Genomic DNA, 13,200 nt, shown 5'->3' with positions numbered 1-13,200 from the left:
TAAGCCAAGGTTTAAAACAGCCCGCAATCTGTTAAAAATCAACCCTATAAAAACCATAACCTATATTTCATGCGTACATTTTTAAACCCCGAAATTAAAATCTTATGAACAAAGTGAAAATGTACCTGTTATTTTTTTGTGTTGGTTTCAGCATCCTAAGCTGTACTAGCGACAACTTAATCTTAATCCCTAAAGACGATTCCGAAGAACAGGAATCTGAAACTCCGCAAGAAGAGAACACTGAGGAAGAAGAGGATGTCACCGAAGAAAACCCAACCAGTGAAAACGAAAATTCAGTTGATGTTGCCACAGAATTAACGGCTAACGACTTAGAGCCGCACCCCATGCAAGATGTGGCAAAACCCGGGTATTTAGAAACCGTTGTAGACCCTTCTTTCGGAACTATAATCCGAAGAATTTCCAATGGTGGCGACGGTACCGTTACAAAACCTATGTACAGCACCGTACAAGCTTGGAATGCCGACGAAACCCGAATGATTCTGTACGACCAGACCAATGGTGTGCATCAATTATTGGATGGTAAAACTTATGCTTTTATTAGAAACCTGGATGATGTTCTACCAGATGATATAGAACAATTGTTTTGGGATTTTAATGAAGCGGACATTCTTTACTACCTTGACAAAAGAACGGATGATTACATCAAATACACCGTGTCATCTGGCAACAAGGAGGTTTTGGCAAATTTAAGAGAACTAACCGGTTGTGATGGTAGTCTTAGTATGGGTAATGATGTTCAGATGCCATCATGGGACTCAGATGTAATAGGCTTCCGTTGTGAGAACAATACGGCATACTCTTATAAACTATCAACTAAAGAGTTGACCACTTTTAATATTGATGATGTAAACTACGCGGCGGCTATGCCTGCCCCAAGTGGTGATTTATTCTATCATAATGTCTCGTCATATGACGCCAATGGTAATTTTGTGGCTAGACTAAACAAACAAAAACCAGAACATTCTTGTTTGGGTAAAATGGCCAATGGTACAGATGTAGATTATTCCGTAAGTTTCAATGGCGGCCCTCGTGGTGGATGTTTAGGGAATATTGTTGCTTATGATTTGAACACAGGCGATTGTTTACCTGTAATTTCTGAAGATTTAGGATATGATTACCCAAAGAGCGGTACACATATTTCTGCCGTAGCACATAAAAATCCGGGATGGATTGCTGCTTCTATGATCGGCTTTGAAGAAGACGGGCAAAAACTTTTAGATCAAGAATTGGTTATCGCCAGAATTGAACCTGGAAATGTAGAAGTATATAGAATTGGCCACCACAGAGCTGATGAAGATGAATTTGATTATTGGGGCGAACCTCATGCTGTAATAAGTCCATCGGGAACACGCGTGCTTTTTGGTTCGGATTGGAGCGGAAGTGAAGACGGCAAATCCGTTGAATCTTATGTGGTTGAATTACCTTCTTACCAACCGTAACTTTCTTGTTTCTATCAGCCTAAAAATTTAAATAACTTAAACGGACGCTTTACATAAGCGTCCGTTTGAGTTGCTATAGACTCCATTTATACAGAAATACCAGTAAAGTGAACAGGATAATGGCCCTTTTGTACAAAACCGCATTGATTACTTTTATTACTTCCTAATTTAGACAGGATTATAAGTCTATGCTATTTTCTATCAATTACAGAACTTGAACTCCATTGGCTTATCATCTGCCTCCCCCTCTTATTATTAAGAACTAATAGAAAGGCGCTATGAAAGCAAAACTTCCACTACCTTGGATTACTGTACTATTCTTACTAACGATATATTTTTTATATAAGGATGCCAACTCGGACCAAATAAACGAGTATCAAAAAGCGTCCTTTAGTTTTATAAAATGCACTCCAGCAAAATTTATGTTAAACGGAGTTGATACCACCAAACAGATTTCGCCATTGTTCAATAACTTGGGAAATCTTCATTTTCCGATAGCTACAGAAAATGAGCGCGCTCAGCAATTCTTTGACCAGGGCATAAAGCTGTCCTACGCCTTTAACCATGCAGAAGCCCACCGGTCTTTTTTGGAAGCCTCCAGATTGGATTCCAAATCGGCCATGGCGTACTGGGGGCAAGCGTATGCCCTTGGCCCAAATATTAACGACCCCTTACCGGACGAACAACGAAAAACCAAAATTAACGAAGCATTGGTCATGGCCAATAAGCTGACACCAACCGCAAATAAAAAAGAACAAGCTTTAATAAAAGCATTGAACGCCAGATACAGTACAGACCTTGACATGGACCCGGACCTTCTGGACCTTGCCTATTTTAAGGAAATGGAAAAAGTGGTCGTCCAGTATCCGAACGATGCCAATATTCTAATTCTCTTTGCACAGTCGGCCATGAATACGACACGGTGGAACTATTGGGACAAGAACGGAAACCCAGGCCCGAATATCAAAGCAGCAAAAACGGCCTTGGAAAAGGCTATGGAACTTGAACCCGAAAACCCTGGCGGACACCATTACTATATACACATGGTAGAATTACCGCATCCGGATATGGGCGTAAAAAGTGCGGACAAATTGGCTTCCCTCATGCCCGGTGCAGGCCATATTGTTCATATGCCTTCCCATATCTATATTAGAGTGGGAAGATATTTAGATGCCGTAAAAACAAATCAAACCGCTATTGCCGCAGATGAAGATTATATTGCTCAATGCTTTTCGCAGGGGCTTTACCCCTTAGCGTATTATCCGCACAACATTCACTTTTTGTGGTCTTCCGCAAGTCTTTTGGGTGCTAGTGAAATTGCTATAGATGCAGCAAAAAAAACTGCCGAAAAGGTTCCGGTGGGCGAACTAAAGGAGCTGCCTTTTCTACAGGATTTTGCCGCTACGCCCCTATTGGCCTATACCCGATTTGGAAAATGGAACCAAATTTTGACCATCCCTGCCCCGGATTCGGAAATTAAGCATCTTAATCTTATTCGCCATTACGCCAGGGGCATTGCTTTTATAAGAAAGGGTAACCTAAAAAAAGCCCAAGAGGAACTAGAGGCATTGGAATCCATCAGAAAAGACCCTGAACTGGAAACCCTTGTTGCAACGGCAAATAATGCGTCTATCCGTTCGGCCCATATAGCTTACGAAGTGGTGGCGGGGGAATTGGAAGCCTCAAAAGGTAATCACGATCAAGCCATTATGCATTTGGAAAAAGCAGTAGAACTAGAAGACGGTCTTACTTATACCGAGCCTGCTGCTTGGCATATCCCTACTCGACAAAATTTAGGCGCAGTGCTTTTAAAAGCAAAGCAATATGATAAAGCCAAAACGATATTTAAAGAAGATTTAGATGTCCTAAGACAGAACGGATGGTCCTTAATGGGACTTTACCAAGCATTACAATTTCAAAACAAATCAGAAGAGGCCAAGGCTATCAAAGCTGAATTTGATAAAGCTTGGGAGCACGCCGATATAAAAATTGAAACTTCAGTTTTATAAGTCCACATCCGTAATGAACCTGTTTGGCAAGTTAAAATATCCGCTACCTACTATCCTATTTTTCACTCTATCAGCGAGTATTTTGTTGTACGTTCTACTTTCTTATAGTACCAACTTACCTATTTATAATGCAACGGATTTTAATGCAAAATTAGTTGATACTTCCGTTCAGGGAAGTTTGAAAAAACACACGATAGCCAATTTTCACTTGATCAACCAAAACAATGAAATAGTTACCCAAGAAAATTATAGAAACAAAATCTACGTAGCCGATTTCTTCTTTACACGTTGTCCCACCATCTGCCCGTTAATGGCCAACAACATGAAAAAATTGCAAGATGAATTCCTGAACGAGGATGATGTAATGCTCCTCTCCATGTCCGTAACGCCAGCACTGGATAGTGTATCCGTTTTAAAGAAGTACAGTGAAAGGCATAGTGCCATAGATACGAAATGGCATATTACCACGGGAAACAAAAAACAAATTTATAATCTGGCACGTAAAAGCTTTTTTGCCGCCGTTGACCAAGGCGATGGAGGTTTTCAAGATTTCATACACACCCCTAATTTTATTTTAATCGATAAAAAAAGAGAATTAGAGGTGTTTATGATGGCACCAATACGAACCATTTAACCCAATTGATAACCAATATTAAAACTTTACAAAGTGAAACTCCGTAATACCGCTACCCAAAAACCTTGACTATCATTTAGTGTTGTTTTCCATTTCTTAGATCAACTCTACCCCATTATCTCTATAGGGAGCCAACAGTTCTGCGTTTGGTTCAAGCTCGGTTATTAAAGCATCTAAAGTACCTATATCACAAATTTTATAACGGTTTACTGTATTTAATTTTTTACTGATGGTAAGGGCTACCAAACGTTTTGAAGCCTTGATCATGGCACTTTTCATTTGTGCAATTTCCCAATCTGCTTCTGTTATGCCTCTTGTATAGTCAATGTATCCGGTTCCTAAAAAACAAATATCCACGGTAATGTCCGCCAGGCTGTTAATAGAACCACCACCTGTAACCAGTTGCGATTCTTTGGATAACTTCCCTCCTATGAGATAAACTTCATGGCGTGCGGTCATATTATTAACCAATTCAATGGCCATGGGCAAACTAGGTGTAAAAAAGGTAAGGTTCATTTTGGCTGGTATCAATTTTGCCAATTCAAGATTGGTAGAACCTCCGCTAATAAGAATAACATCACCATCCTTTAATAAGGATATACCTTTGCGGGCAATATTAACTTTGCTGTCTTGTTGAAAGATTTCGCCCGACCGGTCAGTATATATATTAAATCCGTTTGATATAGCACCGCCGTGCACCTTTCGTAGCTTACCTAATTTATCCAGCTCTTTTACGTCTCTTCTGACGGTATCCATAGATACATCTAAAATTCCGGCCAAGTCAGTCAGAAGTACCCTATTGTGCAAATGTACCTCCTCTAATATGACCTGATGTCTGTTACTTTTCTTCAATTGCTAATGGTTTTGTTTACACAATAATATCAAATTAAGAATTAAATCGCATAGTTTGCAACAAAATACTGCATTTTATACGCACTTTTTATTAAAATGCCATAAACACTTCTGTTTTGCTGTTTTTTTGCAATAATAAATTGCAAATAATAGAATATTCTTCTAAGTTTGGTCAAACAACAAGCTAAAGACTCTATTATGACAAAAACGAATTACGTGCTCTCTGTGCTCTTGCTAGTATTTTTCTCGCTCAGCTCGTTTGCACAATCAACTGCAATCTCGGGAACAGTCGTTGCCGATGACGGATTTCCACTGCCTGGTGCAAGTATTTTACTAAAAGGCACTACCACGGGAGGAACGTCAGATTTTGACGGAAATTTCAGCATACAAGTAAGCGATGCTACTGACAAAATTTTAACCATTAGCTATATTGGTTATAAAACCGCAGAAGTAGCTTTAACCGGTGCTGACCAAGTGGTTAATGTAACCCTTCTTGAAGATGCAAATGCCCTAGACGAAGTAATTCTTGTAGGTTCTTCCATTACGCAATCCAGAAAAAAACTGGGTAATGCCATTACTACGGTTAAATCGGTAGAATTGGTGAAAGCGGCCCCAGTAAATATTACGTCTTCCTTACAAGGCAAAGTACCCGGTGCCCAGATTACACAAAATTCTGGTGATCCTGCCGGTGGTTTTTCCATACGTTTAAGAGGACCAAGTACTATTAAAGGATCTTCTGAGCCCCTTTATGTTGTTGATGGGGTAATTACCAGCAACCTGACCACCAACGTTACCAACCTAAATGTTGATAGTGGTGATGCTTCTCCTGGTCAAAACAGAATGGTAGACATTAACCCTAACGATATCGAAAACGTCAATATTTTGAACGGTGCTGCCGCTGCTGCCATATATGGTTCACGAGCATCTAACGGTGTTGTGGTGATTACCACCAAAAAAGGGGGTAATTACGAAGACGGTCCAGAGTTTTTCGTAAAGTCGACTTTTAATGTAAGTACAATTCGTAAAAAATTAGATTTGAACTTACGCGGAGAAGAGTTTGAAACGGTACCTAATAGTGCGCTTTCCGGTAGACTTTGGCCTATTTTCGGTTTTGACCCCAATGATGGTAATGCCTTGACTACTTATAGAAATCTATCTGCCAATAAATTCGAAACTACGCGTTACGATTACCAGGACGAAATTTTTCAGACCGGGTTTGGTAGCGATACGTATTTTTCTGCAAAAGGTGGAAACGAAAAAATGAGCTATATGGCATCCGTAGGGTACCTAAGCAACGAGGGTATTATTAAAAACACCCAATTTGACCGCTTTTCAGCGCGATTGAATTTCAAACATCAAATAGCCGATTGGATTTCTTATGACCTTGGGTTGTATTATGCCAATAGTCAATCTGACGAAAAACCTGATGGCAATGTATTCTGGAGTCCCATTAACTCCATCAACATTACCAATAACACTTTTGATATCACTCAAAGAGATGCAAACGGTAATTTAATGGCGGTAGAAAACACACGTGTCAATCCGCTAACGATTATAGAGTCTTTTGATATAACGCAAAATGTAAATCACTTTATCCCTAATTTACACCTCAAAATCAACCCTATCAAAAACTTGACGATAGACCAGATTATTGGCGTAGACACGTACAATCAAAAAGGCCATATCGGCATTCCTATATATCCGTATGCCAATGTTAACCCAGCTTATTTTGATGATGGATATTTAGGCGATGCGGAAGCCAAAATTTTTAATTGGAACTATGATATCAACGCTAATTACAATATAGATATCTCTGATAAATTAAACTCAGTTACCACTGCAGGCTATAGTTTTCAATCTAGTGAGCTTTCTTTTGAAGGTACGCAAGGACGAGGTCTAGATGCCAACAACGAGCCTACCATTCCCTTGTATACTCAACCCATTGACACCAATCTAGATATCTACGGATTTTTTCTTCAAGAAACCTTGTCCTGGGACAACAAATTATTTTTGACCTTGGCAGGAAGAATAGATGGCGCTACAAACTTTGATGTAGACGAACGCTCTAACTTTTACCCAAAGGTTTCCGGGTCATATGTGCTATCTAACGAACCTTTCTGGAACAGTGATGGTTTCTTTACCTCCGCAAGATTAAGAGCATCGTATGGTGAGGCAGGTAACCTAACCGCCATTAGCCCCTATGAAAGATACGGAAGCTATAGTTCAAATGATTTCCTAGGTTCTTCAACTCTTCAGCAGAACAACAGACTGGGCAACGAAGGTCTAAAACCTGAACGTACCAAAGAATTTGAAGTAGGTACAGATTTAAGTTTCTTTGATAATAGAGCTTCTTTATTGTTCACCTACTACCGTCAGAACATTGAAGACTTAATCGTGGGTAGAGTGCTTGCGCCTTCCGTTGGCGGTTCTTCAAGAACGGAAAATGTGGGTACTATGCGTAACAACGGTATTGAGCTTTACGCTAGAATCACTCCTATTAAAACGGACGACCTTACTTGGGATCTAAACTTTAATTACAGTAGCAATAAGAACAAGGTCTTACAAACAATTGGTGGTGATATTACCATTGCCAGTTTAACAGGTGCCCCACCAGTAGTTAAAGAAGGAGAAGCCTTAGGAGTTTTCTATGGTACTTACTATGCTAAAGATGATAACGGGCAGTTACTTTTAACAGGTACATCTACGGATGGAAGTCCTGTTGGCGTTCCACAACCGGAAAGAGGGGATTTAGCAACAAACACACCAATGCGCGATGCCAACGGGCAACCTACTGGCGATGTTTTAAGAAAAGTTATCGGTGACCCTAACCCTGATTATATTTTAGGCGTAGGAACAGACCTTGCCTACAAGAACTTTTCGTTCAGCATGCTTTGGGAAGCCGTACAAGGTTTTGATGTTTTTGATGCCGATAAAAGAACTAGACAAGGGGTTGGTCTTGGCCAATTGGCCGAACAAGAACTTAGTGGTGAACTTCCAAGAGGATACATTGCCGGTGTTTACCCTATAGAAGAATTCAGAATGGAAGACGGTTCTTTTGTAAAGCTTCGTGAAGTATCGTTAGGATATGAATTTCCTGAACTTTTCAATTCTACATTAGAAAATGTAAAGCTGTCTTTAATAGGAAGAAACTTGATTTCTTTTGATAATTTCTTCAGCTACGATCCTGAGACCAACGCAGGTGGGCAATCTAACTTGTTACGATCCGTAAACTTCGGTAACGTTCCAATTCCTATGACCATCTCATTATCACTAAGCGCAAACTTCTAAAAAGACTGATATGAAAAACATAATAAAACTAATGGCTATTGCTTTGGTGATCGTTGCATCATCTTGTGATACCGAATATTTAGACCCCAACTCTACTCTTGAACCAGATGTAGTGAACAACACAGATAATTTAATAATGTTGATAAACGGGATTCAACAAAGGTGGAGTTCGGACCGTGCAGGTATAATTTATACATACACGCACATATCCGGATTGAATACTGATGAATTGAGACTGTTGAACCCTGGTAACCTAGGTGAAAACGAAATTTTGCTTGGTGGTGATGATGTAAACGGAGGAAACGAAGTTTTAATCAACATGTGGACGAATGCAATGTTAACCCGAAAAGAGGCGACTACGGTGATCGATGCCGCTGATGATGCAAGTGAGAGCGCCTCTGCTTCGGGTTCTTTAAAGGCTTATGGTCTTTTCTATAGAGCTATGGCTCACGGAACCTTAATTCAGTTTTTTGAAAGTATTCCTCTAGAAATTATAGAAAATGCCACTTTCGAAGACCGAGCTACCGTACTACAAAATGCCATAGCAGATTTAACCGAAGCCAAAGGATATATAGATGCAGGACTGGATGCTACTGCAACCGCAGATATCTTTACCTCAGTAGACCTGGAAAACTCAGTCAATGCTATGTTGGCAAGATTCAATCTAATGGCCGGTAACTATGATGCAGCACTAACTGCCGCTAATGCAGTGGACCTTTCGGCTAAATCCACTTGGGTTTACGATGCTTCCATTCCTAACCCGTTGGCATTTTGGTTCGGTTCACAGAACGTAACGCAGGCAAAAGATTTAACTTTCGGTCTGCCTTCGGAATTATTGCCTGATGAAAATGATGCACGTATACCTTTCTATGTTACTGCAGATGATTTGGCAGCAGAAACTCCTAACTACCAAGTAGTTGGTTTTTGGAGCGATAATCTTGATGAAATCCCTGTGTATTTACCGGGCGAAATTCTTTTGATCAAAGCAGAAGCATACGCAAGAACCAATGACCTTACGAATGCAGTTACCGAACTAAATTCTGTATTGACGAAAACAGCAACAACGGATATTTATGGCCTAGGCGCTAATCTTCCTGAGTATTCAGGACCTATTGTCCAAGACGATATTTTAGATGAAATCTATAAAAACAGAAGAGTGGAATTGTATTTAACAGGATTGTCCTTAGAAGACAATAGAAGGTTTGAAAGACCGGGACCTGCGGATGCAAATGCAGAAAGAAACCGTAACTATTACCCTTACCCCAATGCGGAAAGAGATAATAATACCAATACTCCTGCAAACCCCGCTTTATAATTCCAAACACTTGTAACATAACGGGGCAGTTTAACAGCTGCCCTTATTTTTGGTTCGTTTATACTCCAAATACAAATGAAGTTTCATTGATAAAGTTTTTACCAATACACTTCATTAAACCTTAAAGCCTACATTTTTGAGTCCTACTCTAATCTTAATTATCATAGCCATCTATTTCCACACTTTGATGGCTATTTCCTATTTCTCATCAAAAAATTCAAGTGACGAAACCTATTTTACGGGCGATCGTAAATCGCCTTGGTATTTAGTTGCATTCGGTATGGTCGGTGCCGGTCTATCGGGAGTTACGTTTGTTTCTCTTCCGGGGATGGTAGGCAACAACAATTTTCATTTCTATCAATTTATATTGGGGAATGTTGTGGGGTATCTCTTTATTACTTTTGTATTAACTCCCCTTTATTACAAATTGAGATTGGTGTCCATTTATTCCTATCTCAATGACCGTTTCGGCAGTAAAACCTATAAAACGGGATCACTATTTTTTCTTGTATCGCAATCTTTTGGTGCCGCATTGCGATTATTATTGGCTGCAAAAATTTTACAATTCGCGGTTTTCGACCACTTTGGTGTTCCTTTTTTCTTAACCGTGATTCTTATTCTAGCCCTAGTTTGGCTCTACACCAACAAATCAGGAATTAAAACAATTGTATGGACGGATACCATGCAAACGGTTTTTCTCATTTTAGGCGCCGTAATAACTATTTACACCATCATAACTTCTCTAAACCTAAGTTTACCGGAAGCCGTTGAAAGCGTTACAAAGCACCAATACTTTAAAATTTTTAATTGGGATGCCGCTTCAGGAAACAATTTCTACAAACAATTTATAGCCGGTATTTTAGTGGCCATTGCCATGATCGGTCTGGATCAAAACATGATGCAGAAAACCCTAACCTGCAAAAACGTTTGGGACGCTCAAAAAAACACACTCACCTATAGCCTCATTTTGGCCATTACCCAATTTCTCTTTATGGGACTTGGTATTTTAATGTACATCTATGCTCAAGATAATGGTATAGCCTTACAAGTAGGCAAAAACGGACTACTGTTAGATACGGATACCCTATTCCCTAACTTGGCATTGAACCATCTAGGCATTCTGGCAGGTATATTTTTTATCCTGGGAATTATTGCTGCCTCATTCTCTAGCGTGGACTCTGCTTTAACCGCCCTTACAACCTCGTTCACCTATGATTTTCTAGATATTGAACATAAACCAAGTGAAACCAAAAAGAAGCTGAAGAATCTGGTTTTAATCGCGTTTTCATGTGTCATTTTTGTAATCATTGTGTCTTTCGCCAATAGCAAGGGTGATGTTATTTCGCTCATTTTTAAGGTTGCAGGATATACTTATGGGCCGCTATTGGGCTTATACCTTTTTGGCATGTTCACCAAAGTTTCCGTTAAAGATAAATGGGTACCATTGGTTTGCGTTTCCGCACCTATGGCCACATATTTTTTGGGGAGTTATTTTCAAAATACATTTCAATTCGATTTCGGATTTATAAACATAGCCGTAAATGCAGCTATTACTATTACAGGACTACTATTAATACATAAAAAAACAAAGAAAGATGAGTAAACCCATCACTGAACAATCCTCTAAATATGACAATCTTGAAAAGATGGAGTTATTAGAGCTGCTCAGTTCTATAAATGCTGAGGATAAAACCGTTCCGATGGCCATAGAAGAAGCGCTACCACAGATTCATAATTTTGTGGCCGCTGTAGTTAATAAAATGCAGCAAGGCGGAAGACTTTTTTACATTGGCGCCGGTACTAGCGGACGATTAGGAGTTTTAGATGCCTCTGAATGCCCTCCTACTTTTGGGGTGTCAGATGACCACATCATAGGTCTTATTGCCGGTGGTGACGTGGCTCTAAGAAAAGCGGTAGAAAATGCGGAAGATAATACGGAACAAGCTTGGGAAGACCTGAAACCCTTTAATATCAATAAAAATGATGTACTCCTGGGTATTGCCGCATCTGGCTCTACCCCGTATGTAATTGGCGGGTTGAAAAAGGCTAAGGAAGAAGGTCTCATAACCGGAGGTATTTCTTGTAACGAAAACTCACTTTTATCCCAGACAGCGGAGTATCCCATGGAAATTGTAGTTGGACCCGAGTTCGTAACCGGAAGCACCCGAATGAAGGCCGGTACGGCTCAAAAACTGGTTCTGAATATGATTTCAACATCGGTAATGATTCAGCTCGGAAAAGTAAAAGGAAACAAAATGGTAGACATGCAATTGTCTAACAAAAAATTAGTGGAACGCGGAACCAAAATGATTATAGAAGCTCTTGGTATTGAAGCTGATTTGGCAAAACTACTCCTAAAAAAACATAAAAGTGTAAGGACCGTTATAGACCTCTACAAAGATAAAATGCCTAAAAGTAGTTTTGAATAGAACCTTTTTGCCCCAATTAAAGTTTAGTTGTTAAGCGAGAATACCAAATGCCTCGATTGGGATTTTCATTTTTTAATTGTTACTGTTCTATTCAACTACTCAGATCGACCGGAGAAACTTTGTTTTTTCGGTCTTTCTTTTTTAATACATCTTCTTATGAAATGAACCTTTAAAATTTTCAATATTTTCGCAACTGAAATAAAATTATATGACTGTTGAAGATTTAGTTGGGGAATATAGTATCATGGGGAGCAATCAGGATGCCGAAAATAACACCTATAAAGGAAAATTAATTTTATCCTTAGATTTAAATTCAAGAGTTATAGCTAAATGGACCATCAACAATACACAGCAACAAACTGGTACGGGTTTCTTTAAGAATAATATTCTGGTTATAAACTTTAGATATTCTGGCGAAGACCGTAATATTTACAAAGGTGTTGCTGTTTACCAATGTATTTCTAAAGATATTTTAGACGGATTTTGGTCAGAAAAACATGGGAATCCGCTTTTCTTAGGAGAAGAGCGTTGTTTTAGAATTAAAACGAACGCCGTACCATTAAATTAAGATTACATAGCAAACATGATATGGCAAGCTATAAAGCCTACCACTGCCAAAATAATACCTACTAAGAAAACATGAAAAGAAGTTCTAAGTAGTTTAAACTTTCTATCAATTGTCTTACCTAAATGAAACGTATCTTTTGCAATGGTTTTATACAGTTCGTCTCCTTTGTACATTAAGCCGGTAAGTTCTTCTGTGTACTCTTCCTCATTCATAGTATTAAAATTACCATAGAACAAAAGGTTATTGGTGCTTCTATCTCCATGCGTAAGTTCTGGTCTAGTGGCAAATACTGCATATGCTATGGATATGAGATTAGTTACCAACATTATAATTGCCGGATATATAAGATGTGGATCTTTATCTAACTGACTTAATACGGTTCCCAAGATTATAGATAGAATAAGTGCGTTGATGGAAATAAGAATATTCGATTTTCTATCGATCATCGCGTTCAAAGTATACTGATTTTTAGATACCAAACGAAACAAAGTTTCTGCACCACGTTCTGAACGAGGTTCAACTTTTGCTAGTTTCTTCTTCAGTTCTTTTAGCTTCTCTTTATCAATACCCAATTCGGTAATCAATTGTTTATCAATCGCTTTTTCTTGCTTTTTTATTTCTTTTTCTGATTCTTCCATCATCAAA

At 39.1% G+C, this 13,200-nt stretch carries 10 protein-coding genes; 8 read left to right on the top strand and 2 right to left on the bottom strand.

Going from position 1 to position 13,200, the window contains the following annotated elements:
* Positions 1–104: 104 nt before the first annotated feature.
* The 3 genes from IWC72_RS14730 (at position 105) to IWC72_RS14720 (ending at position 4,103) form a co-directional block, all read left to right on the top strand.
* Entirely contained in the window at positions 105–1,460 is a 1,356-nt protein-coding gene (locus IWC72_RS14730; RefSeq protein ID WP_194530293.1) for a hypothetical protein, read from the top strand.
* Positions 1,461–1,738: 278 nt separating this feature from the next.
* Entirely contained in the window at positions 1,739–3,469 is a 1,731-nt protein-coding gene (locus IWC72_RS14725; RefSeq protein WP_194530292.1) for a tetratricopeptide repeat protein, read from the top strand.
* The gene (locus tag IWC72_RS14720; RefSeq protein WP_226979579.1) at positions 3,450–4,103 is read left to right on the top strand and encodes an SCO family protein; all 654 of its coding nucleotides are present in this window, start codon (positions 3,450–3,452) and stop codon (positions 4,101–4,103) included. The genes IWC72_RS14725 and IWC72_RS14720 overlap by 20 nt, the downstream gene beginning before the upstream one ends.
* 96 nt (positions 4,104–4,199) lie before the next feature.
* Here the strand turns inward: IWC72_RS14720 and IWC72_RS14715 are convergent, their stop codons facing one another.
* On the bottom strand, positions 4,200–4,955 hold the full coding sequence (locus tag IWC72_RS14715) for a DeoR/GlpR family DNA-binding transcription regulator (protein WP_194530291.1): 756 nt from the start codon (positions 4,953–4,955) through the stop codon (positions 4,200–4,202).
* A gap of 198 nt (positions 4,956–5,153) precedes the next feature.
* On the opposite strand from IWC72_RS14715, the gene IWC72_RS14710 reads away from it, so the two are divergent.
* The 5 genes from IWC72_RS14710 (at position 5,154) to IWC72_RS14690 (ending at position 12,555) form a co-directional block, all read left to right on the top strand.
* A complete protein-coding gene (locus tag IWC72_RS14710) occupies positions 5,154–8,243 on the top strand; it encodes a SusC/RagA family TonB-linked outer membrane protein (protein WP_194530290.1) in 3,090 nt (1,029 codons plus the stop codon).
* A gap of 10 nt (positions 8,244–8,253) precedes the next feature.
* Positions 8,254–9,558, top strand: coding sequence for a RagB/SusD family nutrient uptake outer membrane protein (locus IWC72_RS14705; protein WP_194530289.1), 1,305 nt, complete (start codon positions 8,254–8,256; stop codon positions 9,556–9,558).
* Positions 9,559–9,694: 136 nt separating this feature from the next.
* Positions 9,695–11,161, top strand: coding sequence for a sodium:solute symporter (locus IWC72_RS14700; RefSeq protein WP_194530288.1), 1,467 nt, complete (start codon positions 9,695–9,697; stop codon positions 11,159–11,161).
* The gene (murQ, locus tag IWC72_RS14695) at positions 11,154–11,987 is read left to right on the top strand and encodes an N-acetylmuramic acid 6-phosphate etherase (RefSeq protein ID WP_194530287.1); all 834 of its coding nucleotides are present in this window, start codon (positions 11,154–11,156) and stop codon (positions 11,985–11,987) included. Before IWC72_RS14700 ends, murQ begins: the two co-directional genes overlap by 8 nt.
* 208 nt (positions 11,988–12,195) lie before the next feature.
* Entirely contained in the window at positions 12,196–12,555 is a 360-nt protein-coding gene (locus IWC72_RS14690) for a hypothetical protein (protein WP_194530286.1), read from the top strand.
* Positions 12,556–12,557: 2 nt separating this feature from the next.
* Here the strand turns inward: IWC72_RS14690 and IWC72_RS14685 are convergent, their stop codons facing one another.
* A complete protein-coding gene (locus IWC72_RS14685; protein ID WP_194530285.1) occupies positions 12,558–13,196 on the bottom strand; it encodes a Pycsar system effector family protein in 639 nt (212 codons plus the stop codon).
* Positions 13,197–13,200 lie beyond the last annotated feature (4 nt).

The organism is Zobellia roscoffensis, assembly GCF_015330165.1.
Classification (GTDB): domain Bacteria; phylum Bacteroidota; class Bacteroidia; order Flavobacteriales; family Flavobacteriaceae; genus Zobellia; species Zobellia roscoffensis.
The sequence above is the reverse complement of the archived record's forward strand: the minus strand, read 5'-3'. Positions and strand labels throughout refer to the sequence as shown.

Excerpts from the sequence above, each read along its gene's own strand:
- murQ (WP_194530287.1), top strand. The coding sequence starts at position 11,154 with ATGAGTAAACCCATCACTGAACAATCCTCTAAATATGACAATCTTGAA.
- IWC72_RS14725 (WP_194530292.1), top strand. The coding sequence starts at position 1,739 with ATGAAAGCAAAACTTCCACTACCTTGGATTACTGTACTATTCTTACTA.
- IWC72_RS14710 (WP_194530290.1), top strand. The coding sequence starts at position 5,154 with ATGACAAAAACGAATTACGTGCTCTCTGTGCTCTTGCTAGTATTTTTC.
- IWC72_RS14705 (WP_194530289.1), top strand. The coding sequence starts at position 8,254 with ATGAAAAACATAATAAAACTAATGGCTATTGCTTTGGTGATCGTTGCA.
- IWC72_RS14685 (WP_194530285.1), bottom strand. The coding sequence starts at position 13,196 with ATGATGGAAGAATCAGAAAAAGAAATAAAAAAGCAAGAAAAAGCGATT.
- IWC72_RS14730 (WP_194530293.1), top strand. The coding sequence starts at position 105 with ATGAACAAAGTGAAAATGTACCTGTTATTTTTTTGTGTTGGTTTCAGC.
- IWC72_RS14690 (WP_194530286.1), top strand. The coding sequence starts at position 12,196 with ATGACTGTTGAAGATTTAGTTGGGGAATATAGTATCATGGGGAGCAAT.